Source organism: Bhargavaea sp. GQ12, assembly GCF_059758705.1.
Map to the genome: position 1 here is coordinate 11,967 of NZ_JCAXEU010000011.1, position 22,824 is coordinate 34,790.

A 22,824-nucleotide genomic window follows, 5' to 3' on the forward strand; every position below is an offset into this window, starting at 1 on the left:
AGCATGTGTTGCTGTCCGGCCTTTTTGATGCTTGTTTAGCAAGGAAATGAGCCGTTTTCCTGTTACACAACAGACTTCCGGAAACGATGTCCGGCAAGTTGCTGCGATCCTTCACGATATGCTAAACCGGTTATTTATTCCTCTTCAATCCCGCCGCTTTTCCATGTGGAGTGTTTGTGGTACTATATTATGTTAGATCACCATGCCCGCATGCGGATTGTCCACATGTGGATAACAATATAGAAAGGGGTGGCCGGAATGGAATTTGATACGATTGCGGCGATATCCACACCTATGGGCGAGGGCGCGATTGCCATCGTCCGGCTGAGCGGAGATGAAGCGGTCGGAATCACCGACAAGCTGTTCCGCTCGCCTTCCGGCAAGACGCTGGCCGAATCGGCATCGCATACGATCCACTACGGCCATCTCGTCGACCCGGAGACGGGGAAAACAGCAGAAGAAGTGATGGTGTCCCTGATGAAGGCACCAAAAACCTATACACGGGAAGATGTCATCGAGATCAACTGCCACGGCGGTTTGGTCTCGGTGAACCGCGTTCTGGAACTGGTCCTCCGGGGCGGCGCGCGACTTGCCGAACCGGGCGAGTTCACGAAGCGTGCCTTCCTGAACGGCCGGATTGACCTGTCCCAGGCGGAAGGGGTCATGGACCTGATCCGCTCCAAGACCGACCGTGCGATGGATGTCGCACTCGGGCAGATGGAGGGCCGGCTGTCCCGGCTTATCGGGGACCTGCGCCAGGCGCTGATCGAGACGCTTGCGCAGGTGGAAGTGAACATCGACTATCCGGAGTATGACGATGTCGAAGAAATGACGCTTCCGGTGCTGATCGAGAAGTGCACATGGGTCCGCTCGGAAATCGACGGACTCATCCGCACATCCGGCCAGGGCAAGATTCTCCGGGAGGGGCTGTCGACGGCGATCATCGGCCGTCCGAATGTCGGCAAGTCATCACTTCTCAACAGCCTCCTCCAGGAAAACAAGGCGATCGTCACCGATATCGCCGGAACGACGCGCGATACCATCGAAGAATACGTCAATGTGCGCGGTGTTCCGCTAAAGCTGGTCGACACGGCCGGCATCCGGGAAACCGAGGACATCGTCGAACGGATCGGTGTTGAGCGTTCCCGCAGAGTATTGAAGGAAGCCGATCTCATCCTCCTCGTTCTGAACAGCTCAGAGGAACTGAGTGAGGAGGATATCCGGCTTTTCGAAGCGGTCCGCGGCATGGACGTCATCGTCGTCGCGAACAAAACCGACCTTCCGCGCAAATTGGACATTGATGAGGTCCGCAGCCGGACAGGCAATGCGCCCGTCGTCACGACTTCCCTCCTTAAGGATGAGGGTGTCGATGAGCTGGAAGAGGCAATCGCCTCGATGTTCTTCGAGGGACGCACAGGTTCACAGGATATGACGTATGTATCCAATGCCCGCCACGTGGCGCTGCTTCACCAGGCACGCCGTTCCGTCGATGATGCCATTTCTGCGGCGGAAGCAGGCGTTCCGGTGGACATGGTGCAAATTGATGTCACGCGTGCATGGGAAATCCTCGGTGAGATCATCGGGGACACCGTGCAGGAAAGCCTCATCAATGAGTTGTTCTCGCAGTTTTGTCTAGGAAAGTAAACGCCGGCTCAGACCGGCTTCATATATTCAGATATTAGGAAGGATGAACGAACATGCCACAATTTGAAGCAGGCAAGTTCGATGTAATCGTCATCGGAGCGGGCCATGCGGGCGTCGAAGCCGGCCTGGCTGCAGCGAAAATGGGTGCATCGACCCTCATGCTCACGATGAACCTCGATATGATCGCGTTCATGCCGTGCAATCCGTCGATCGGCGGCCCGGCGAAAGGAATCGTCGTCCGCGAAATTGACGCGCTCGGCGGCGCAATGGGGAAAGTCATTGATAAAACGCATATCCAGATGCGCATGCTGAATACAGGAAAAGGGCCGGCGGTACGGGCACTCCGTGCGCAGGCCGACAAAGTTCTCTACCAGCAGGAAATGAAGAGCATGCTCGAGGAGCAGGAAAATCTTCACCTCCACCAAGGCATCGTCGAGGAACTGATTGTCGAAGACGGCGAAATAAAGGGCCTCATCACACAGGTCGGCGCCGTTTACCGCGCTGAAACGGTCATTGTTACGACGGGGACGTTCCTCCGCGGCGAGATCATCATCGGAGACCTGAAATACTCCAGCGGCCCGAACCATCAGCAGCCGTCGATCCGCCTTGCGGAAAACCTTGAAGAGCTCGGCTTTGAAACAGTCCGTTTTAAAACCGGCACACCTCCTCGGGTCAACAGCCGTACAATCGACTACAGCAAGACGGAAATCCAGCCGGGAGATGAAGAACCGCGGGCGTTCAGCTACGAGACGACCGAGTTCATCACCGACCAGCTGCCGTGCTGGCTCACTTATACAACCGGAGAAACACACGAAATCATCAATGACAACCTGAACCTGTCGCCGATGTACTCCGGCATGATCAAAGGAAAAGGCCCCCGCTACTGCCCGTCGATCGAAGACAAGATCGTCCGGTTCAGTGACAAGCCGCGCCACCAGATTTTCCTCGAGCCGGAAGGCCGCAATACGCGGGAAGTGTATGTGCAGGGACTGTCCACCAGCCTGCCGGAGCACATCCAGCGCCGGCTGCTTGAAACGATCCCGGGTCTTGAAAAGGCCGAAATGATGCGCGCCGGCTATGCCATCGAATACGATGCGATCGTACCGACACAGCTTTGGCCAACACTCGAGACCAAGAGGATCCGCGGTCTTTACACCGCAGGCCAGATCAACGGCACATCAGGCTATGAAGAAGCGGCCGCACAGGGCATCATGGCAGGTATCAATGCCGCTGCACGGGTGCTCGGCCGCGAGGAAGTCATCCTGAGCCGCTCCGATGCATACATCGGCGTTCTCATCGATGATCTCGTGACCAAGGGTACGAACGAGCCCTACCGCCTCCTCACTTCGCGTGCGGAATATCGCCTGCTGCTGCGCCACGACAACGCTGACCTCCGCCTGACGGAAATCGGCCACAACATCGGGCTGCAGAGCGAGGAGCGGTATGTCCTGTTTATCGAGAAGAAGCAAATGATCGAAGACGAGATCAAACGTCTCGGCCGCACCGTCCTGAAACCGGACGACGCACTCCAGGAAGCCATCCGTGAAATCGGCGGCACCGAACTCAAGGAAGCGATCCACGCTTCTGACCTGCTGCGCCGGCCGGAAGTTCACTATGGCCTGATCGAAGCAGCCGCTCCGTCGGATGTGGCACTGCCGGAAGAGGTCAAGGAACAGGTCGAGATCCAGGTTAAATATGAGGGCTACATCAACAAGTCGATGCAGCAGGTGGAACGCCTGAAGAAGATGGAAGACAAGAAGATCCCCGAAGACATCGACTACGATGCCATCCAGGGAATCGCTTCCGAAGCACGCCACAACCTCAAGGAAGTCCGGCCTCTCTCCATCGCGCAGGCTTCCCGGATCTCGGGCGTCAACCCGGCAGACATCTCCATCCTGCTCGTCTATATCGAACAGGGAAGAATTGCAAAAGTATCCGGTTAAACACCAATAGGCCGATGTGAACAAGATTCGCATCGGCCTGATTTATGGAAGGGGAACCGTCTCAATGAATGAAGAACAATTTGTGCAGGAACTTGAAAAGCGCGGCATTTCGCTGAATGAACGGCAAATCGGCCAGTTCCGCCGCTACTACGAGTTGCTCGTCGAGTGGAATGAAAAGATGAATCTGACTGCCATCACGGACCGGGAACAGGTTTATCTGAAGCATTTCTACGATTCGGTGAGCGCAGCATTCCAGGCTCCGTTCGACGGGCCGCTGACTGTCTGTGACGTCGGAGCGGGCGCGGGCTTCCCGAGCATCCCGCTGAAGATCTGCTTCCCGGAGCTGCGTGTGACCATCATCGATTCGCTCAACAAGCGGATCACATTCCTTGATGAGCTCGGAAAAGAGCTTGGGCTCGACCATGTCCGTTTTGTTCATTCGCGAGCTGAGGAAGCCGGACGCAATCCGGAATTCCGCGAAGCGTTCGACGTCGTGACCGCCCGCGCAGTCGCGCGTCTTCCGGTACTTGCCGAACTGTGCCTTCCGCTCGTGAAGGAGGGCGGCCGGTTTATTTCCATGAAGGCAGCCGCTGCCGGTGAGGAAATGCGGGAAGCGGAATATGCCGTGAAGCTTCTCGGCGGCCGGCTTAAGGAATCCCATTCATTCCTCCTGCCCGTTGAAGACAGCGAGCGCAACATCTTCGTCATTGAGAAAGTCGCCCGCACACCGAAGAAATACCCGCGGAAACCCGGCACCCCGGGCAAACTTCCGTTAGTTAAGTAAGGAAATTCGAGATGCACTCATGTTTTGGTGTTGAGTGAAACGAAAATTATTCTTAATTGATGGCTGATTGAAGCGAAAGGCCCGAGACACCTGCGGGAAAAGCGTTAGTCGAAGACCCCACAGAGCGTAGCTCGAGGAGGCTGAGGCAACGCCCGCGGACTAGCGGGCGCCGTTACGAAGAACGGCGTCTGTGACCAAAAGCGTAAGCGTTGGTCGACAAGGGCCTATAGCGGAAATCAGCCTTTTTAATATGCTGTTTCACGTGGAACATTTTTTATATATTCTTACATTTGGACTCTCCGGGAAGGAATTTCCGGTCCCGCATCGAATTGTCTTGTAGTAGGATGTCCATAAGGGGGTGCCCGTTTTGAAAAGCACTTTCTCGCGCTTTTTCGGGAACAGTGATAAAGATGAATTGTTTGAAGCGAGCGGGGCGGAACGTTCCGAAGACGTGATCAAGGTCCGCCTGGCCGATATCATACCAAACCGTTTCCAGCCCAGAACGATCTTTGACGAAGAGAAGATCGATGAGCTGGCAAGGACCATCAATATCCACGGCGTGATCCAGCCGATTGTCGTCCGTCCGATTGAGGACGGCAAGTTTGAAATTATTGCAGGCGAACGCCGATACCGGGCGATGAAAAAGCTGAACTGGACGCAAGTGCCGGCCATCATCCGTGAGATGGACGACAAAGAGACCGCTTCTGTCGCACTCATCGAGAACCTGCAGCGGGAAGAACTGACGGCGATCGAGGAAGCCATGGCCTACGACAAACTGCTTAAGCTTCATTCCCTCACACAGGAAGCGCTTGCGCAGCGGCTCGGAAAGGGACAGTCCACGGTAGCCAACAAGCTCCGTCTCCTGAAGCTCCCTGAGCCGATCAGAAGAGGCATCCTCGACCGGGAGATTTCCGAACGGCATGCCCGTTCGCTGATTCCTCTCAAGGAAGAGGGCCTGCAGCTCCAGGTGTTCGAAGAAATCAAAGAACATCAATACAATGTCAAACAGCTGGAAGCAAGGATACAGGAAATCCTGAATCCCCCTGAGGAAGAGCCGGCCCCCGAGCAAAAGCCGAAAAAGCGTCGGAAGGCCGTCAGCAAGGACGTCCGCATCGCATTGAATACGATCCGCCAGTCCCTCTCCCTCGTTAACCAGAGCGGGATCCGCCTGCAGACGGAAGAAGAGGATGAGGAAGACTTCTATAGAATCACTGTCCGCATCCCAAAACAGAAGTAACCGCCTCTTGCCGGACCGGCAAGAGTTTTTTCTGTCGCCGGAAAGACCGTCGGGCGGAATTTTGGTAGAATAGAAGGAATGAGCCGCCCGGCCAATTGAGACCGGGCCAATACCGCAACCAAGCAGTTGGAAAGCAGGTGCATTGTGGGAAGAATCATATCGATCGCCAACCAGAAGGGCGGCGTCGGAAAAACGACGACCTCCGTCAACTTGAGCGCTTGCCTCGCCCATCTGGGCAAGAAGGTGCTCCTCATCGACACGGATCCCCAGGGGAACGCGACGAGCGGAGTCGGCATCAACAAAGGCGATGTCCAGAACTGCATATACGATGTCCTGATCGATGATGCCGAGGTCCGCAGCGCAGTCATGCAGACGAAGGTGGAGGGCCTTCATGTTCTCCCGGCGACCATTGCACTTGCCGGAGCGGAAATCGAACTGGTCTCCACGATTTCCCGTGAAGTGCGCCTCAAGCATGCGCTTGATGAGGTGAAAGGCGAGTACGATTACATCATTATCGACTGCCCGCCTTCCCTCGGCCTGCTGACGCTGAATGCGCTCACCGCATCGGACGGACTTATCATCCCGGTTCAGTGCGAATATTATGCCCTGGAAGGACTGAGCCAGCTTCTCTCGACCATCAGGCTTGTCCAGAAACATCTTAACCAGGACCTGATGATCGACGGTGTCCTCCTGACGATGTTTGATGCACGGACCAACCTCGGCATCCAGGTCATTGAAGAAGTGAAAAAGTACTTCCAGGACAAGGTGTATCATACGGTCATTGCACGCAACGTCCGGCTGAGCGAGGCACCGAGCCACGGTGAACCGATCATAGTCTACGATCCGCGGTCCCGCGGAGCTGAAGTTTATTTAGAATTGGCGAAGGAAGTGATCCGCAATGGCTAAGGGCCTAGGCAAGGGGCTGAATGCACTCTTTCCCGGAGAGTCTTTGAAACAGTCCGAACATGTGGAACAGATCGATCTGAAACTTCTGAAGCCGAATCCGTATCAGCCAAGGAAGGTGTTCGCTGAGGAAAGCCTTCAAGAACTGACTGAATCGATCCGTGAACATGGCGTTCTCCAGCCGATCATCGTCCGGAAAAAAGGCCGTAAGTATGAAATCGTCGTGGGCGAGCGGAGATTCCGCGCATCCGGTGAGGCCGGGCTTGATTCGGTGCCTGCCGTCGTCCGTGACATGACCGACCAGCAAATGATGGAACTGGCGATTTTGGAGAATCTCCAGCGGGAAGACCTGAATCCGGTCGAAGAGGCGGAAGCCTATAAGCAGCTGATGGATGCTCTCAGCCTTACACAGGAACAGCTGGCATTCCGTCTCGGAAAAAGCCGGCCTCATATCGCCAACCACCTCCGACTCCTTTCCCTGCCGGAAGAAGTCCGTTCAATGCTTTCGGAGGGACGGCTGTCGATGGGACACGGACGTGCGCTTCTCGGTATCAAAAAGAAAGCGCAAATCGGTCCGGTCGCCCAGAAAACCGTCGCTGAAGGCCTGAATGTCCGGCAGCTTGAGGCACTGGTCCAGCGAATGAATGAAGATGTTCCACGTGAAACAAAAAAAGAAAAGAAAGATATTTTCATCGTCGAGAAAGAAACGGAACTCCGTGACTTCTTTGGCACAAGCGTCAACATCCGAAAAACGAAGAACCGCGGAAAGATCGAAATTGAATTTTTCTCCGATGACGATCTGGAACGGATCCTCGAGCTTCTGGACCAGCAGCAATAACCATCTGCCCTTTTTCTGCTGAGAAAAAGGGCGGTCTATTTTTTGTGGAACGGGGAGATCCTTATGGCATTATTCGGAACACTGGTGAACGTGCTCCTCATCATTATCGGATCGGTCATCGGCCGGTTTCTCGGAAGGATACCCGAACGCATCAGGGAGACGGTGACCTATGCCATCGGCCTCGCAGTCATGGTCATCGGCATCCAGATGAGCTTTGCCACTTCACAGGTCATTATTGTCATCATCTCGATTGTCGTCGGAGCGGCCATCGGCGAATGGCTCGACCTGGATGGACAACTGAACCGCCTCGGCCGCTGGATGGAGTCCAAGGCAGGCAAGAGTCCCGGTGAGGATGGCCAGGGCGGCATTGCCCAGGGGTTCGTCACGGCGACCCTCATCTTTGTCATCGGCTCAATGGCGGTGATCGGGGCGATTGACAGCGGGCTCCGGAACGACCACGACGTGCTGATTGCGAAGGGCATCATCGATGGCTTTACCGCGCTGATTCTCAGTTCGACGCTCGGTATCGGCGTCATCCTCTCCGTCATACCCGTCTTACTCTACCAGGGGACGATCACGATGCTCGCATCGGTCATCAGCCGATTTATCCCGGATGACATGATGCAGTTTTTCATCGAGGAGATGACAGCAACCGGCGGCCTCATGATTCTTGCAATCGGACTAAACCTGATCGGGCTGACGAAGATCCGGGTGGCCAACCTCATCCCGGGCATCCTCATCGTGGCCCTCGTAACCGGACTCCTGTACGGGTTTGGTTTCATGCCGGCAGCAGGCGAGTGAGATCGCCCTTGCGGTCACACGGCTCATCATGAATGGCAGATGCAGGCGGGTATTCTGGAGGACTTCCTGGCTGTTCGGAGCCGCGGCATTGACAACGCCCTTGATCGACAGGTCACCGATCGGCGGCAGCGTCTTTCCCACGGCCCGGCCCGGAAAAAGCGGTCGGTCTTCGATGACAATCTGTCCGATGTGTTCGGCTCTTCCAAGACAGGCATCAATCGCCACAGTGAACACATCCCCTTCTGTCTCGGCGATCCGCTGCAGATTCAGCGCATGGACCGGCATGTCGAGCGTGCCGAGGACCGGGTGGCGGAAACTGCCGGGATCCGTAAGCGCGGTTCCGGTCAGCGGTCCGTAGGCATCCCCTGTGGAGCGGTCAGTCCCGATGCACACAAAGCGGACCGTCCGTTCGCCGAACGGTATGTGGCGGAGGAGGACGGAGGCGATTCTCCAGGCGGCCCCCGTCTCCGTGTAATGGAAACGACCCTGTTCAGAACTCGTCCCGATGCGGATCATATGAACCTCTTTTCTATGCGTGTTTTTGGAAGTATACGCTGGAATCTGAGAGGATATACAGGAAACAGAGGAGGTGGACACAGAAATGGCTGCCGAAAAAACGGAAATACCTGCAACAGAAGAATTCAGTGAGGAAATTCAGAAGTCTTTCGATTTATTCGGCAAGGCGAAAGATGCACTTCTAAGCGAGGCACTCTGGCTGAATGTCGGCTTGATTGCCCTGAAAATCCTGCTCATCATCGTCCTTGCCGGCCTGGTCGTCCGCATCGGCAAGGCGGTTCTTCGGCGGATCTTCAGCGTCAGGCTGAAGCGTCCGCTTTCGGACCGGCGGGAGCGCACACTTCTCAAATTGCTTGAGAATGTCATTTCCTACGTCGTCTACTTTGCGGCGATCCTCGCCATCTTGTCGACGTTCAATATCAATGTCGCCGGTCTGATTGCAGGGGCCGGGGTGCTCGGCCTGGCGGTCGGTTTCGGTGCACAGAGCCTTGTCAAGGACGTCATCACCGGATTCTTCATTATCTTCGAGGACCAGTTCTCGGTTGGTGACTATGTCCGTATCGGCGAGGCTGAGGGCACCGTCGAGGAGATCGGCCTCCGCACGACCAAGATCAAGGTCTACACGGGGGAGCTCCACATCATCCCGAACGGCAATATCCAGGAGGTCGTCAACTCGTCCATCTACAACTCATTGGCGATCATTGATGTCAGGGTCTCTTATGAGACAAATATTCCGAAAGCCGAGTCGCTGATCAAGGAATTCCTGGCGAGCCTCATGGATGATGAAAACTACGGGGATTTGCTGGCCCCGCCTGACCTGCTTGGCGTGCAGGCACTGGAACCGAACCACGTCGTCATGCGAATCTCCGCGGAAACTGCCCCGATGATGCACTTCGGTCTGGCGCGCCGGCTGCGCATGGACCTGAAGCAATTCCTCCAGGAAAACGGAATCGAGATCCCGTATCCGAAAATGGTCATGGTGGATTCGAAACCATCGGGCTGACGTGTTAGAATTATGAGGAAAGCAGAATCCCGGAGGTGGTCCCGGTGGAGCCGAAACAATATGGCATCGGAGACGTGGTCGAGATGAAAAAGCCGCACCCGTGCGGCACGAATGCATGGAAGATCATCCGCCTCGGAGCGGACATCCGGATCAAGTGCACCGGTTGCCAGCACAGCGTCATGATTCCGCGGCGCGATTTCGAGAAAAAGATGAAAAAGATGCTTGAACGTGCAGAGGCAGGGGAATGATGGACATCCCTGCCTTTTCTACTTATACTTAATTGGTTGTGAGTATCGAATTCATTGAACTGATATAGATTGAAAGGTTGTGGAAACCCATGGCATTAACTGCCGGAATCGTCGGGCTCCCGAACGTCGGGAAGTCGACCCTGTTCAACGCCATCACCAAAGCCGGGGCGGAAGCGGCAAACTACCCGTTCTGCACGATCGACCCGAACGTCGGGATCGTCGAAGTGCCTGATGCGCGCCTCGACAAACTGACGGAACTTGTCAAACCGAAAAAGACGGTGCCGACCGCATTCGAGTTCACCGATATCGCGGGGATCGTCAAAGGCGCCAGCAAAGGGGAAGGCCTCGGCAACAAATTCCTCTCGCATATCCGTGAAGTCGACGCGATCTGCCAAGTCGTCCGCTGCTTTGCCGACGAGAACATCACGCACGTGTCCGGCAAGGTAAACCCGATCGATGACATTGAAATCATCAACCTCGAGCTGATTCTCGCCGACCTGGAAAGTGTCGACAAGCGCCTTACACGCGTGTCGAAGATGGTCAAGTCGAAAGACAAGGAAGCCATGATTGAAGAGCCGCTGCTGAAGCGTCTGAAAGAGGCTTTCGAGGACGAGAAGCCGGCCCGTTCCGTGGAATTCACAGAAGACGAGCTGAAGGTCGTCAAAAGCATGAACCTTCTCACGATCAAGCCGATGCTGTATGTGGCAAACGTCTCGGAAGACGAGATCTCGGATCCGGACAACAATGAATACGTTCAGCAGGTGCGTGAATTCGCGAAGGGCGATAATGCGGAAGTCATTGTCGTCTGCGCGAAAATCGAGGAAGAAATGGCCGAGCTCGATGATGACGAGAAAGCCATGTTCCTCGAAGAACTCGGCATCGAGGAAGCCGGTCTTGACCAGCTGATCCGCGCAGCCTACAACCTGCTCGGACTGGCCACCTATTTCACGGCAGGCGAAAAGGAAGTGCGTGCCTGGACGTTCCGCAAGGGCATGAAGGCACCTCAGTGTGCTGGCGTCATCCACACCGATTTCGAACGCGGATTTATCCGCGCGGAGACGGTCTCCTATGAAGATCTGCTTGAAGCGGGGTCTATGCCCGCTGCCAAGGAAGCCGGGAAAGTCCGCCTGGAAGGCAAGGAATACGTCGTTCAGGACGGCGACGTCATGCTGTTCCGCTTTAACGTCTGATCATAAAAAACCGGCTCCGCAATTGTGCGGAACCGGGTTTTGTGCAACCTGAAGATATTCGCCGACAGGTGCAAAAAAGGAGGCTGTAAGTGAGATGAAGATCATCAGTCCAAACGATTGCGGGAATGCTCCCAAGAAAAAAGTGCTGAACGAACTGATTATCGCCATGGCTGGGCGGAATATTGAAGAAGTCATGCCGGTATTGGCGGAAGACGTCAGCTGGCAGGTTGCCGGTGGCCGGCTGTTGGCCGGTAAAGAGGAAACCGCAGAATTTGTGTCGGCCTTTCCGGCAATAGCCGAATTGGAGATCCTGACGATCATCACGCACGGAAAAACCGCTGCCGCCAACGGCAGGATCCTGACGGAAAAAGGAGTTCTCCATGAGTTTTGCCATGTGTTCCTCTTTGTCAGCGCCGGCAAACATACAATCAGGGAAATTACAACATATGGAAGTTTTAGACAGGACGGCAATCCGGCTTCTTAATTAAGGGCATCGGGATTATAGGCATACAGTTTCGGCTTCTCGGGGTCATCCCGGATCAGCCAGTTGTCCGGCAGTTTTTTCAGCTGGCGGTTCATCTCCAGGTCGCCCGCCGCTCCGCCGATAAGGAAAGCGGACAAGAGGATCAGGAGATGGCTGTCGAGCCAGATGCCGATGATGCCGGGGAGCACTCCGGTGAGCCAGAGCGGCAGGAGCAGCGCCCGCCGCATCGGCCGGTTCCGGAGCGGAATCTCGGTCGTCGCATAGGCAATGCCCATCTCCAGATTGACCCCATAGTCCATTTTCCGGAACGGCACCCCGCCGAAAATCCGGAAACCGAGCAGGTGGCACGCCTCGTGCAGTACAATCAGCACAACGTAGCCGACGGCGAACAGCAGGAAGCCTATCAGGATTCCCGGGAGGGACAGTGACACAGACAAATCCCGCCGAACAAGAAAGGCCGCCAGGTAAAGAATGACTGCACTCCCACCCGTCAGCCAAAGACTTTGCTTCATAACCCGCCGGAGATCCAAATCAATCACCCGATCCGGCTCCCGGGCTTCAAGTTCTTCCATATTCACTGCATTGCCCCCTAGTTTTAAATGTCTGTTTGGTGTTGATTGCAGCGGTAAGCGTCCGCCTGGAGCGAAAATCAACCTGCCCCATCCAACAAATTATACGACAACTTTCTTCTCCGGACTTTCCATAGAAAACACTTGAAACCGGATAGGTGCTGTGATAGAATAAACCGATGTGAGTAAGTATTGAATATTTTACTCCTTGCCTGCCGCACAGCGGCCGGCCACAAGTCCACAAGGAGGTGACATCTTGATGAACAAGTACGAAGTTATGTACATCATCCAGCCGAAAATCGAAGATGAGGCGAAAAAAGCACTCGTTGAGCGCTTTGACGGAGTCCTCACTTCGGAAGGTGCGGAAATCATCGAGTCAAAAGAATGGGGCAAGCGTCGTCTCGCTTACGAGATCAACGACTTCCGCGAAGGAATTTACCATATCGTAAAAACCAACGCACCCGCAAATGCAATCGATGAATTCACACGTCTTGCGAATATCAACGAAGACATCATCCGTCATATCGCAGTCCGCGAAGACGAGCAATGATTCTCCGTTAAACAGAATCCACAAAAGGGGGTTGTTGTCTGATGATTAACCGTGTTGTCCTGGTCGGCCGACTTACAAAGGATCCTGAACTGAAATACACGCAGTCAGGCCTCGCCGTCACCCGATTCACCCTCGCCGTGAACCGTCCGTTCACGAACCAGCGCGGAGAGCGGGATGCGGACTTTATCAACGTGGTGACCTGGAGGAAGCAGGCCGAGAACGTGGCCAACTTCCTGCGCAAAGGAAGCCTCGCGGGTGTCGATGGCCGCATTGAGACGAGCAGTTTCGACGGCCAGGACGGAAAGCGCGTCTTCATGACTGAAGTCGTTGCGGACAGCGTCCAGTTCCTGGAACCTCGCGGAGCAGGCGGCGAACGCAGCCAGCAGGCCTCCCCGTCTTATGGGGGCCAGCCTCAGCAAAGCCAGCCGTCCTTCAACAATAACAATTATCAGGGGCAATCCCCGAATCAGAATAACTATACACGCACCGATGATGATCCGTTCTCGCCGGGCGGCGGTCCGATCGAAGTATCGGACGACGACCTGCCGTTCTGATCATCACGCCGGTAAATCCAAGAATAAAGGAGGCGAACCAGTATGGCACCACGTCGCGGACGCAGACGCCGTAAGGTCTGCTACTTCACGTCCAACAACATCACGCGCATCGACTACAAAGAAGTCGATCTGCTTAAGAAATTCATCTCCGAGCGCGGGAAAATCCTCCCACGCCGTGTGACGGGTACTAGCGCAAAATGGCAGCGCAAGCTTACAGTTGCCATCAAGCGTGCCCGTATCATGGGTCTTCTTCCATTCACTACGGAAGAGCGCTGATCATGAGAACAAAGGACGTTCCGGCCCATGCCGGAATGTCTTTTTTCTATCCGGGGGACGGGCGCTGCGGGCAACCGCGGGAGGCCCGTCCCCTTTTTGGTCCCGGCAGGAAAACATGATACAATGATAGGAAGATTCCACTTGAAAAAACGGTGGATATCCTATTGGAAAGAAGGCTGACCATGGGTAACGACAACGCGAGAAGACTGACCTTCGGCGCGATGATGGCCGCCTTGTTCACACTGCTCGCGGCCATCACTTATTATGTGCCGGTACTCGGTGTGCTCACGGTGTTCTTCATCCCGCTGCCGGTGGCGCTCTACAGTGCGCGCTACAGCCGGGGCCCGTCCCTGACGGTGACGGGCGCGGGGGTCATTCTCTCCTTCCTGATCGCCGGTCCTGGCGGGCTGATTCTGGCCCTGCTGAATGCTCCTGTCGGATTCATCATCGGGGACGGTATAAGGACCGGCAAGTCCAAACTGTATATTTTCATGGCGTCGGGGCTCGCGGTCCTCATCACCGGGGTACTGCAGTACGCGGCCGCCGCACTATTGCTGAATATGAACATCATCGCTGAAATGACCGGACAGATGCGTGCGATGTACGCCCAGGCGGGGGAAATGATGGACCGCATGGGCCAGAAGCCGGCAGAATATGATGAGATGGTTTCCGTTGCTCTGTTGCAGGTGGAAACGCTCATCCCGTCCGCATTCATCTTCGTTTCGTACGGGACCGCTTTCGTGACGCTTGCCATCCTCTTCCCGGTTATGCGGAAGCTGGGTACGGCGGTGCCGAAGTTTTCCAGGTTCCGTGACATGAGGCTGCCTGCGGTTCTCCTCCTCTACTATGTCATCGTGCTGGTCGCGTCACTGATCGGTGAATTCGAGCCCGGATCGACGGGCTATCTGATCGTCATGAATGCGATGCTGATCCTGCGCACGCTCTTTTTCCTGCAGGGTCTGTCATTGATCGCGTATCTCCTCCATGCCTCCGGCAAACCGGGCTGGCTCCTCCTGTTCGCGGTCTTCCTGGCGCCGCTGCTGTTCCCGATCATCTCTTTGCTCGGGATCATCGACATCGGCTTCAAGCTGAGGGGATTCATTACAGGAAGCAAAGGAAAGTGAGTGGCTGACGAATGGGAAGTTTTTTCAGACAACGGCCGATACGGACACCGCTTGCGGTCCTGACGGTGCTTTTTCTCGGGGCGACCGTCCCGATCTGGATTTATAATCAATGGGCGGCCGTCGCATGGCTGATCGTCGCCGTCCTCGCACTTGCAGCCGCCTGGCGGATGGAAGCGAGGACCTATGCGGAGACCGAAAAGCATATCGAGAACCTGTCCGTCCGGATGAAGAAGGTCGGCGAGGAAGCACTCCTCGAAATGCCGATCGGCATCATCCTCATTAACGACCAGTTCACGATCGAGTGGGCAAACCCCTACATGTCCCAGCTGCTTGAGCACGACACGCTCATCGGCGAGGAGCTGTTCGGGCTGTCTGAGGATTTCAAGACCTTCATCAAGGACGGAGCCGATCATGAAGGGGTTCTCTCCCTCGGCAACCGGAAATACAAGGTCATCTACAAGCCGGATGAAAAGCTGTTCTATCTGTTCGACATCACCGAACAGCTGGAAATCGAAACGCTTTACTATGCCGACCGGACTGTGCTCGGCATGATTCTGGTTGATAACTATGACGAGCTTTCCTCCGGCATGGACGACCAGACGAAAAGCAGGCTGAACAGCCTGGTGACCACCCGCATCAACGACTGGGGCGCCGAATACGGCATTTATGTGAAACGGTTCAGCTCTGACCGTTTCCTCGCCGTCCTGAACGAGTCGATCCTCCACGATCTCGAGAAAGACAAGTTCCGCGTTCTCGATTCAATCCGTGAAGAGACGGCAAGGGAAAGCTCGGCACTCACCCTCTCCATCGGAATCGGAGCTGACTCCGCTTCTCTCCCGGAGCTGGGGGAACTCGCCCAGTCGGGCCTTGATCTCGTCCTCGGGCGCGGAGGCGACCAGGTGGCGATCAAGCAGCCGAGCGGCCGTGTCAAATTCTACGGAGGCAAGACAAATCCCGTCGAGAAGCGTACGCGGGTCCGTGCGCGCGTCATCTCACATGCACTGCGCGACCTGATCCAGGAAAGCGACAAAGTGGTCATCATGGGCCACAAGCTGCCCGACATGGATGCCATCGGGGCGGCTGTCGGCGTGCGCAGGATGGCGCATCTCAACGGCGTCGAAGGCTATGTCGTCATCAATCCGGACGAGCTTGACGCAAGCGTTCTCCGCCTCATGGAAGAAATCCGCTCGGAGCCGGACCTGTACCGGCACTTTATCACGCCGGATGATGCACTTGGCATCATCACGGACCGGACACTCCTCGTCATCGTAGATACGCACCGTCCAAATTTCGTCGTAGACGAAAGGCTCCTGGGCAAGGCGGAAAAAACAGTCGTCATCGACCATCACCGGCGCGGTGAGGAATTCATTGAAGATACTTTGCTCGTCTATATGGAGCCGTATGCATCCTCGACGGCTGAACTTATAACAGAACTCCTTGAATACCAGCCGAAGGGCGAAAAAATTCTGCCGCTCGAGGCCACCACGATGCTGGCCGGCATCGTCGTCGATACGAAGAGCTTTACACTCAGGACGGGCTCCCGTACATTTGAGGCGGCTTCCTACCTCCGTTCTAACGGAGCAGATACGGTTCTGATCCAGCGGTTCATGAGGGAAGACATCGGCACGTATCTGGAACGGGCGGACATCATCCGGACGGTGGATATTCTCGAGGGCGGCATTGCCATTGCGCACGGAGCCGATGGCCAGGTGCACAGTCCGGTCCTCGTCGCCCAGACAGCGGATACGCTGCTCACGATGAAGGGCGTCGTCGCGTCGTTTGTCGTGGCGCTCCGGCCTGAAGGACGGGTCGGCATCAGCGCACGTTCTCTAGGAGACCTGAATGTCCAGCTGATCGCGGAAAGGCTTGGCGGAGGCGGACACCTCACCAATGCAGCGGCACAACTCGATACGGACTCTGTCAGTGAGGCACTGGCCATGCTGACAGATACGATATATGAAATGACAGAAGGGGGAACAGAAGAATGAAAGTAATCTTCCTCAAAGACGTAAAAGGCAAGGCTAAAAAAGGAGACATCAAGGAAGTCTCCGTCGGTTACGCACAGAACTTCCTGTTCAAGAACAATGTCGCCGTCGAAGCGACAGCAGCGAATATGAGCAAGCTCGAAGGCCAGAAAAAACGTGCCGAGAAGGATGCTGCCGAAGAACTGGCCGATGCAAATAACCTGAAGGGCCAACTCGAGCAGCTGACGGTTGAGCTCAAGGCGAAATCGGGTGAGGGCGGCCGGCTGTTCGGCTCGATCACGACGAAGCAGATCGCTTCGGCGCTTGAAAAGCAGCAGGGCATCAAGATCGACAAGCGGAAGATGGACCTTCCGGATGCCATTCGCGCACTCGGCTACACCAATGTTCCGATCAAGCTCCATCCGGACGTCACTGCGACGCTCAAGGTGCACGTGACGGAAGAATAAGGAGAGAACGGAATGGAACAGCAGTTTGACCGCATCCCGCCACACAACAACGAAGCCGAACAGTCGGTGATCGGGGCGATCTTCCTCGAGCCGCAGGCGCTCATCACGGCGGCGGAGACGCTCGTGCCTGAAGATTTCTACCGGGTCTCCCACCAGAAAATCTTCAGGACAATGGTGACCCTCAGCGACCGCGGCCAGGCAATTGACGTCGTTACCGTCACCGAGGAACTTTCGGCAAAAAAAGAGCTTGAGGACGTCGGGGGCATCTCTTACCTTACCGAGATTGCCAATGCCGTACCGACAGCGGCGAACGTTGCTTATTATGCGAAAATCGTTGAGGAGAAGGCACTTCTCCGGAGGCTGATCCGGACTGCGACGGGCATTGTCGAAGACGGCTTCACCCGTGAGGATGAGGTCGATGCGGTGCTTGCAGAGGCCGAGAAGAAGATGATGGAGGTTGCCAGCCGGAAAAATGCGGGTGACTTCAAGCACATCAAGGATGTCCTCGTCCAGACCTACGACAATATTGAACTGCTCCATACACGGAAAGGCGAGGTCACCGGTATTCCGACAGGGTTCCGTGACCTCGACCACATCACAGCAGGTTTCCAGCGCAACGACCTGATCATCGTTGCAGCCCGTCCGTCTGTCGGTAAGACGGCATTCGCGCTGAACGTCTCACAGAACGTGGCGACGAAAGCCGGCGAGAATGTCGCCATCTTCAGCCTCGAGATGGGCGCTGACCAGCTGGTCATGCGGATGCTCTGTGCGGAAGGGAATATTGACGCGCAGGTGCTGCGGACGGGGGCACTGGAAGCCGAAGACTGGCGGAAGCTCACGATGGCGATGGGAAGTTTGTCGAACGCCGGCATCTTCATCGATGATACACCCGGCATACGTGTGAGCGAAATCCGCTCCAAATGCCGCCGGCTCAAGCAGGAACACGGACTTGGCATGATCATGATCGACTACCTTCAGCTGATCCAGGGCAGCGGCAAACCCGGCGAGAACCGCCAGCAGGAAGTCTCGGAAATCTCCCGCTCGCTCAAAGGCCTCGCCCGGGAACTGGAAGTGCCTGTCATTGCCCTGTCGCAGCTGTCGCGTGGCGTCGAGCAGCGGCAGGACAAGCGCCCGATGATGTCCGACCTGCGTGAATCGGGTTCGATCGAGCAGGATGCCGATATCGTCTCATTCCTTTACCGCGAGGATTATTATGACAAAGAGACCGAAGACCAGAACATGATTGAAATCATCGTCGCGAAGCAGCGGAATGGCCCGACCGGTACGGTAAAACTCGCATTTGTGAAGGAATACAACAAATTCGTCAATGTCGACTGGAGCCAACATGAGGCACCACCGGCATAACTTTAAAACCCGAACGTTCGATGCTGGAGTGCATCTGTGCGTTCGGGTTTTTCTTGACCCGTTACCGGATCATTGGTACACTATATCTGTTTGAAATCGGACGTGAACAACAGGCCGTCCATCGGAGGTGCAGATCTATGCCATCAGTGGTGGTAGTCGGAACGCAGTGGGGAGACGAAGGAAAAGGGAAAATCACCGATTTCCTGTCGGAAAACTCGGAGGTCATCTCCCGTTATCAGGGCGGAAACAACGCAGGCCATACGATCATTTTCGGCGGAGAGACGTATAAGCTTCACCTGATTCCGTCGGGAATTTTCTACAAGGATAAAATTTCGGTTATCGGCAACGGGATGGTTGTCGACCCGAAGGCGCTTGTCACCGAGCTGGAAGGGCTCCATGCCCGCGGAGTCGAGACGGAGAACCTCCGCATCTCGAACCGGGCGCACGTCATCCTGCCCTACCACATCAAGCTGGATGAAGTCGAGGAACTCCGCAAGGGAGACAACAAGATCGGCACGACCGGAAAGGGAATCGGTCCGGCCTATATGGACAAGGCCGGACGGATCGGCATCCGGATCGCCGACCTTCTTGATAAGGAAGTCTTCGAAGAGAAGCTGACCCGTAACCTCAAGGAGAAAAACCGTCTTCTTGAGAAGTTCTATGAGACGGAAGGCTTCAAAGTGGAAGATATCCTCGACGAGTACTACGAGTACGGGCAGAAGATCGCACAGTATGTGACGGATACATCGAAAGTGCTGAACGATGCATTGGACGACGGCCGCCGTGTCCTCTTCGAAGGCGCGCAGGGCGTCATGCTCGACATCGACCAGGGGACGTACCCGTTTGTCACCTCGTCGAACCCGGTTGCCGGCGGTGTCACGATCGGCGCAGGTGTCGGCCCGACGAAAATCGACCATGTCGTCGGTGTCTGCAAGGCTTACACGTCACGTGTCGGCGATGGGCCGTTCCCGACTGAACTGTTCGATGAAGTCGGCGACCGCATCCGTGAAGTGGGCAAGGAATACGGCACAACAACGGGCCGTCCGCGCCGCATCGGCTGGTTCGACAGTGTCGTCGTCCGCCATGCGCGCCGTGTGAGCGGGCTGACCGATCTGACGGTTAACTCCATCGATGTTCTGACAGGTCTGGATACCGTCAAGATCTGCACGGCCTATCGCTATAAGGGCGAACTGATCACCGAATACCCGGCGAACCTCCGGGTGCTGGACGACTGCGAGCCGGTCTATGAAGAGATGCCGGGTTGGAGCCAGGATATCACGGGTGTTCGTTCTCTTGACGAGCTTCCGGAGAATGCACGCCATTATCTGGAGCGGATCGCTCAGCTGACAGGCGTCCAGATCTCCATCTTCTCGGTCGGTCCTGACCGCACGCAGACCAATATCATCAAGAGCGTCTGGCGCTAAGGCTATATAAAGAGAAAGACTGGTTTTCGCTACAGGCCGACCAAAGCGGAGCTCTGGTCACAGACCCCGTTCTTCTTGACAGCGCCCGCTAGCCCGCGGACGGCCCGCAAGCCTCCTCGGACTTCGTCCTGCGGGGTCTCGCCTGGCCCGCTGTTCCCGCAGGAGTCTCGGGCCCTCCGCTACAATCTGGTAATCGTGTTATTTCAGCAGCCGCCGCTCTCCATTCCGGAGAGCGGTTTTTGCCGTTTCTTGCATGAGCAGAAGGAAATTGGCACCTTATCAGCTTTGATTTGTTCGTTACGCTTGTCATTTCACCGAAATAATAGACGAATATTCTGGAATGTCCACTGGGTATTGGGTCCCGTTTTACATTTGCATTACAAACGACCCATATTTCTTGTTCCTATATATATGAACTGTTAAAGTAGCTAAGGCTGAGATTATAAATACAGAGATATAGATAGAGAAACCTAGAAAGGACAAGGGAATGAGATGACAGGAAACACAGATAATACCCGAGGAAATTCTCCATCCACTGGACGGAAGAGGACGGGGAAAATCAGGAAAGTTTCGTTGGCTGTACTTATGGGATCCCTTCTCTTCACCGGGACGGGCTTCGCAAAGGAAAGCCTGCATGATCAGTATCATGTTTATGAGAATGGTGAATATATCGGGACCGTCAAAAGCCCGGAAGTCGTCAACCATGCGGTGGATGAGAAAAAGGCCGAGGCTGAAGCAGCCCACGAAGACCTTGATCTGGTCGTTGGCAGGGAACTGAATGTCGTTAAAGAGAAAGTGTTCGGAAATCCCGAAACGGCAGATGAGGAAACCGTGAAGGAAACTCTGGGAGAGTCACTTGCCGTCGAAGCGCAGTCGGTCGCTGTCCGAATAGGTGATGACACCTTGTTTCACCTGAAGGATACCGGGGCATTCGAACGGGTGATCCGCGGCGTCAAGCTGACCCATATGACAGAGGAAGAACTGGACGGCTATGAAGCCGCACGGGAAGACGGCGATTTTCCGGAGCCTGAAGCAGGACAGACAGTGGTGACGGATCTGTCCCTGAAAGCTGATCTTCAGGCCAAGGAGGTTTATACCGCTCCGGATAACATCATGACGGAAGAGGAGGCACTCGACCTTCTGCTTTCCGGAAGACCTGTCGAGCAGGACTACACAGCTGCAGAAGGCGATACTCCCGGATCGGTCGCAGAAATGCACGGCATGGATCTGGAGCAGCTCATTGAACTGAATCCGGAAATGGATCAACAGGCTGATCTCGTTCCGGGTGATTCCGTGAAAATCCTCGTTGACGAACCGTACGTGGAGGTCACAGTGTCGCGGAAACACAAGGAAGCCACCGCGATCGCCCACAAGAAGGTCGCTAAAGATGACCCGAACATCCTGAAGGGCCAGAATAAGGTTTCCCAGGCGGGAAAAGACGGCAGGAAAGAGATGCTGACGGTCACTGAGACAGTGAACGGGAAGAAAATGTCCGAGGAAGTGCTTGAAGACAAAGTTGTCGAGGAACCGGTGGATGAAATTATCCTGAACGGTACAAAAGCCGTGCCTGGCGCTGCCACAGGGCACTTTGCATGGCCTGCGCAGGGCGGGTATATCTCGAGCAAGAAGGGGCCTCGCTGGGGCCGCCAGCACAACGGTATTGACATCGCCCGCCCGTCTGGTATGGACATCCTTGCATCTGACGCGGGAACCGTCAAGGCGACCGGTACTCAAGGAGGATTCGGAAACCGGGTCGTCGTCGACCACGGAAACGGCTATACGACACTGTATGCCCACCTATCGTCGATCAGCGTCAAACCGGGCCAAAAGCTTCTCCAAGGCCAGAAACTTGGCGTAATGGGCAACACAGGAAATTCCACCGGCGTGCACCTTCACTTCGAAGTGCGCAAAAACGGGGAACTCATCAATCCGCTAACTGTGCTAAAGCGGTAATCGTATGGAGGACGGCAGGCCGGGGGGCCTGCCGTTTTTTTAAGACTAAATATTTCACGGCATATTCTCGGGAAATATGTCGTCCGGAGGCGATTATTGCCCGGGAAATAAGGCAATTATTTCCCGGATTCGACAGATGCTGCACCGCTTACCGTAATTCATTCCGGAGGGTATATAAATAGGTTGAGACCTGCACCGCAAAGATGCGGAACTTGCAATCTCGTGATAGCATAAAGGAAACGGGCATTGACCTGATAACGAGAAGGGAAGACCATCATGGACAAGACGATTCTTGTAGTGGATGATGAAAAGCCAATTGCGGACATCCTCCAGTTCAATCTGAAAAAAGAGGGCTATAACGTCATTACGGCATATGACGGTGAAGAGGCGCTGGCAAAAGTTGAAGAAACCGTGCCTGATCTTGCGCTGCTCGATATCATGCTGCCCAAAAAGGATGGCATGGAAGTATGCCGTGAATTGCGGAAGAAATATGATTTCCCGATCATCATGCTGACAGCGAAGGATTCCGAAATCGACAAAGTCCTCGGACTTGAGCTCGGAGCGGATGACTATGTCACCAAGCCGTTCAGTACCCGCGAGCTGATCGCGCGCGTAAAAGCCAATATGCGGCGCCACCAGGCTGCTCCTGCAGATACGGAAGAGGAAGTGTCCAATGACATTACCATCGGGCATCTGACGATCCAGCCTGACGCGTACCTCGTCCAGAAGCGCGGCGAGCAGATCGAGCTCACGCACAGGGAATTCGAACTGCTTCACTATCTATCGAAGCACATTGGCCAGGTGATGACGCGTGAACACCTGCTCCAGACAGTCTGGGGCTACGACTACTTTGGTGATGTCCGGACCGTCGACGTGACGATCCGCCGCCTCCGCGAGAAAATCGAGGACAGCCCGAGCCATCCGGCATGGATTGTGACAAGACGCGGTGTTGGCTATTACCTGAGAAATCCGGAACAGGAGTAACCT

23 protein-coding genes are annotated in these 22,824 nt (G+C 55.3%); 21 read left to right on the forward strand and 2 right to left on the reverse strand.

The features are described 5' to 3' along the window. The first annotated feature begins 258 nt into the window (after window positions 1–258). From mnmE to AC6CHQ_RS10970, 7 genes are all read left to right on the forward strand, one after another. On the forward strand, window positions 259–1,644 hold the full coding sequence (gene mnmE, locus AC6CHQ_RS10940; RefSeq protein WP_498081556.1) for a tRNA uridine-5-carboxymethylaminomethyl(34) synthesis GTPase MnmE: 1,386 nt from the start codon (window positions 259–261) through the stop codon (window positions 1,642–1,644). A 53-nt stretch (window positions 1,645–1,697) separates the two neighbouring features. Then, on the forward strand, window positions 1,698–3,587 hold the full coding sequence (mnmG, locus tag AC6CHQ_RS10945; protein ID WP_498081557.1) for a tRNA uridine-5-carboxymethylaminomethyl(34) synthesis enzyme MnmG: 1,890 nt from the start codon (window positions 1,698–1,700) through the stop codon (window positions 3,585–3,587). Between the two features lie 64 nt (window positions 3,588–3,651). Further along, on the forward strand, window positions 3,652–4,371 hold the full coding sequence (rsmG, locus tag AC6CHQ_RS10950; protein WP_498081558.1) for a 16S rRNA (guanine(527)-N(7))-methyltransferase RsmG: 720 nt from the start codon (window positions 3,652–3,654) through the stop codon (window positions 4,369–4,371). Window positions 4,372–4,738: 367 nt separating this feature from the next. Continuing rightward, window positions 4,739–5,608, forward strand: coding sequence for a nucleoid occlusion protein (gene noc / locus AC6CHQ_RS10955; protein ID WP_092053892.1), 870 nt, complete (start codon window positions 4,739–4,741; stop codon window positions 5,606–5,608). A 144-nt stretch (window positions 5,609–5,752) separates the two neighbouring features. Beyond that, window positions 5,753–6,514, forward strand: a complete 762-nt coding sequence (locus AC6CHQ_RS10960) for a ParA family protein (RefSeq protein WP_092053888.1) — start codon at window positions 5,753–5,755, stop codon at window positions 6,512–6,514. Further along, complete coding sequence (locus AC6CHQ_RS10965; protein ID WP_424237372.1) at window positions 6,507–7,349, forward strand: ParB/RepB/Spo0J family partition protein; 843 nt, start codon at window positions 6,507–6,509, stop codon at window positions 7,347–7,349. Before AC6CHQ_RS10960 ends, AC6CHQ_RS10965 begins: the two co-directional genes overlap by 8 nt. A gap of 63 nt (window positions 7,350–7,412) precedes the next feature. Then, window positions 7,413–8,150 (forward strand): DUF554 domain-containing protein, encoded by a 738-nt coding sequence (locus AC6CHQ_RS10970; RefSeq protein ID WP_251239291.1) that lies wholly within the window; start codon window positions 7,413–7,415, stop codon window positions 8,148–8,150. Here the strand turns inward: AC6CHQ_RS10970 and yyaC are convergent. After that, on the reverse strand, window positions 8,031–8,666 hold the full coding sequence (gene yyaC / locus AC6CHQ_RS10975; RefSeq protein WP_251239292.1) for a spore protease YyaC: 636 nt from the start codon (window positions 8,664–8,666) through the stop codon (window positions 8,031–8,033). The genes AC6CHQ_RS10970 and yyaC overlap by 120 nt on opposite strands. An 85-nt stretch (window positions 8,667–8,751) precedes the next feature. Here yyaC and AC6CHQ_RS10980 point away from each other — a divergent pair, with 85 nt between their 5' ends. The 4 genes from AC6CHQ_RS10980 (at window position 8,752) to AC6CHQ_RS10995 (ending at window position 11,591) form a co-directional block, all read left to right on the forward strand. Continuing rightward, the gene (locus AC6CHQ_RS10980; RefSeq protein ID WP_498081559.1) at window positions 8,752–9,669 is read left to right on the forward strand and encodes a mechanosensitive ion channel family protein; all 918 of its coding nucleotides are present in this window, start codon (window positions 8,752–8,754) and stop codon (window positions 9,667–9,669) included. 44 nt (window positions 9,670–9,713) lie between these two features. Next, on the forward strand, window positions 9,714–9,917 hold the full coding sequence (locus AC6CHQ_RS10985; protein ID WP_092053873.1) for a DUF951 domain-containing protein: 204 nt from the start codon (window positions 9,714–9,716) through the stop codon (window positions 9,915–9,917). Window positions 9,918–10,006: 89 nt separating this feature from the next. Continuing rightward, window positions 10,007–11,107 (forward strand): redox-regulated ATPase YchF, encoded by a 1,101-nt coding sequence (gene ychF / locus AC6CHQ_RS10990; RefSeq protein WP_251239294.1) that lies wholly within the window; start codon window positions 10,007–10,009, stop codon window positions 11,105–11,107. Between the two features lie 94 nt (window positions 11,108–11,201). Continuing rightward, window positions 11,202–11,591, forward strand: coding sequence for a nuclear transport factor 2 family protein (locus AC6CHQ_RS10995; protein ID WP_251239295.1), 390 nt, complete (start codon window positions 11,202–11,204; stop codon window positions 11,589–11,591). On the opposite strand, the gene AC6CHQ_RS11000 is transcribed toward AC6CHQ_RS10995, so the two are convergent. Next, window positions 11,588–12,163, reverse strand: coding sequence for a DUF3267 domain-containing protein (locus AC6CHQ_RS11000; protein WP_251239373.1), 576 nt, complete (start codon window positions 12,161–12,163; stop codon window positions 11,588–11,590). The genes AC6CHQ_RS10995 and AC6CHQ_RS11000 overlap by 4 nt on opposite strands. Window positions 12,164–12,419: 256 nt before the next feature. Between AC6CHQ_RS11000 and rpsF the strand changes: the two genes are divergently transcribed. The 10 genes from rpsF to yycF all read left to right on the forward strand — a co-directional run bounded on the left by rpsF (window position 12,420) and on the right by yycF (window position 22,821). Continuing rightward, on the forward strand, window positions 12,420–12,710 hold the full coding sequence (rpsF, locus tag AC6CHQ_RS11005; RefSeq protein WP_251239296.1) for a 30S ribosomal protein S6: 291 nt from the start codon (window positions 12,420–12,422) through the stop codon (window positions 12,708–12,710). 41 nt (window positions 12,711–12,751) lie between these two features. Continuing rightward, entirely contained in the window at window positions 12,752–13,264 is a 513-nt protein-coding gene (gene ssb / locus AC6CHQ_RS11010) for a single-stranded DNA-binding protein (protein ID WP_251239297.1), read from the forward strand. Between the two features lie 42 nt (window positions 13,265–13,306). Further along, on the forward strand, window positions 13,307–13,540 hold the full coding sequence (rpsR, locus tag AC6CHQ_RS11015) for a 30S ribosomal protein S18 (protein WP_092053851.1): 234 nt from the start codon (window positions 13,307–13,309) through the stop codon (window positions 13,538–13,540). A gap of 182 nt (window positions 13,541–13,722) precedes the next feature. Further along, window positions 13,723–14,664, forward strand: a complete 942-nt coding sequence (locus AC6CHQ_RS11020) for a YybS family protein (RefSeq protein ID WP_092053845.1) — start codon at window positions 13,723–13,725, stop codon at window positions 14,662–14,664. Between the two features lie 11 nt (window positions 14,665–14,675). Next, window positions 14,676–16,652: a DHH family phosphoesterase gene (locus tag AC6CHQ_RS11025; protein WP_251239298.1), complete on the forward strand. Its 1,977-nt coding sequence runs from the start codon at window positions 14,676–14,678 to the stop codon at window positions 16,650–16,652. Further along, window positions 16,649–17,095 carry a 50S ribosomal protein L9 gene (rplI, locus tag AC6CHQ_RS11030; RefSeq protein ID WP_092053836.1) on the forward strand — a complete coding sequence of 149 codons (447 nt, stop codon included), beginning with the start codon at window positions 16,649–16,651 and terminating at the stop codon, window positions 17,093–17,095. The genes AC6CHQ_RS11025 and rplI overlap by 4 nt, the downstream gene beginning before the upstream one ends. Window positions 17,096–17,107: 12 nt before the next feature. Then, window positions 17,108–18,460, forward strand: coding sequence for a replicative DNA helicase (gene dnaB / locus AC6CHQ_RS11035; RefSeq protein WP_092053833.1), 1,353 nt, complete (start codon window positions 17,108–17,110; stop codon window positions 18,458–18,460). 137 nt (window positions 18,461–18,597) lie between these two features. After that, window positions 18,598–19,884: an adenylosuccinate synthase gene (locus tag AC6CHQ_RS11040; protein ID WP_092053829.1), complete on the forward strand. Its 1,287-nt coding sequence runs from the start codon at window positions 18,598–18,600 to the stop codon at window positions 19,882–19,884. 573 nt (window positions 19,885–20,457) lie between these two features. After that, entirely contained in the window at window positions 20,458–21,837 is a 1,380-nt protein-coding gene (locus tag AC6CHQ_RS11045; protein WP_251239299.1) for a peptidoglycan DD-metalloendopeptidase family protein, read from the forward strand. Between the two features lie 276 nt (window positions 21,838–22,113). Next, window positions 22,114–22,821, forward strand: coding sequence for a response regulator YycF (gene yycF / locus AC6CHQ_RS11050; RefSeq protein WP_092053822.1), 708 nt, complete (start codon window positions 22,114–22,116; stop codon window positions 22,819–22,821). Window positions 22,822–22,824: the final 3 nt, after the last annotated feature.

Excerpts from the sequence above, each read along its gene's own strand:
- AC6CHQ_RS11025 (WP_251239298.1), top strand. The coding sequence starts at position 14,676 with ATGGGAAGTTTTTTCAGACAACGGCCGATACGGACACCGCTTGCGGTC.
- AC6CHQ_RS11040 (WP_092053829.1), top strand. The coding sequence starts at position 18,598 with ATGCCATCAGTGGTGGTAGTCGGAACGCAGTGGGGAGACGAAGGAAAA.
- mnmG (WP_498081557.1), top strand. The coding sequence starts at position 1,698 with ATGCCACAATTTGAAGCAGGCAAGTTCGATGTAATCGTCATCGGAGCG.
- ssb (WP_251239297.1), top strand. The coding sequence starts at position 12,752 with ATGATTAACCGTGTTGTCCTGGTCGGCCGACTTACAAAGGATCCTGAA.
- yycF (WP_092053822.1), top strand. The coding sequence starts at position 22,114 with ATGGACAAGACGATTCTTGTAGTGGATGATGAAAAGCCAATTGCGGAC.
- rsmG (WP_498081558.1), top strand. The coding sequence starts at position 3,652 with ATGAATGAAGAACAATTTGTGCAGGAACTTGAAAAGCGCGGCATTTCG.
- ychF (WP_251239294.1), top strand. The coding sequence starts at position 10,007 with ATGGCATTAACTGCCGGAATCGTCGGGCTCCCGAACGTCGGGAAGTCG.
- rpsR (WP_092053851.1), top strand. The coding sequence starts at position 13,307 with ATGGCACCACGTCGCGGACGCAGACGCCGTAAGGTCTGCTACTTCACG.
- dnaB (WP_092053833.1), top strand. The coding sequence starts at position 17,108 with ATGGAACAGCAGTTTGACCGCATCCCGCCACACAACAACGAAGCCGAA.
- AC6CHQ_RS10970 (WP_251239291.1), top strand. The coding sequence starts at position 7,413 with ATGGCATTATTCGGAACACTGGTGAACGTGCTCCTCATCATTATCGGA.
- mnmE (WP_498081556.1), top strand. The coding sequence starts at position 259 with ATGGAATTTGATACGATTGCGGCGATATCCACACCTATGGGCGAGGGC.
- AC6CHQ_RS11020 (WP_092053845.1), top strand. The coding sequence starts at position 13,723 with ATGGGTAACGACAACGCGAGAAGACTGACCTTCGGCGCGATGATGGCC.
- AC6CHQ_RS10965 (WP_424237372.1), top strand. The coding sequence starts at position 6,507 with ATGGCTAAGGGCCTAGGCAAGGGGCTGAATGCACTCTTTCCCGGAGAG.
- yyaC (WP_251239292.1), bottom strand. The coding sequence starts at position 8,666 with ATGATCCGCATCGGGACGAGTTCTGAACAGGGTCGTTTCCATTACACG.
- rpsF (WP_251239296.1), top strand. The coding sequence starts at position 12,420 with ATGAACAAGTACGAAGTTATGTACATCATCCAGCCGAAAATCGAAGAT.
- AC6CHQ_RS10980 (WP_498081559.1), top strand. The coding sequence starts at position 8,752 with ATGGCTGCCGAAAAAACGGAAATACCTGCAACAGAAGAATTCAGTGAG.
- AC6CHQ_RS11000 (WP_251239373.1), bottom strand. The coding sequence starts at position 12,163 with ATGGAAGAACTTGAAGCCCGGGAGCCGGATCGGGTGATTGATTTGGAT.
- rplI (WP_092053836.1), top strand. The coding sequence starts at position 16,649 with ATGAAAGTAATCTTCCTCAAAGACGTAAAAGGCAAGGCTAAAAAAGGA.
- AC6CHQ_RS10995 (WP_251239295.1), top strand. The coding sequence starts at position 11,202 with ATGAAGATCATCAGTCCAAACGATTGCGGGAATGCTCCCAAGAAAAAA.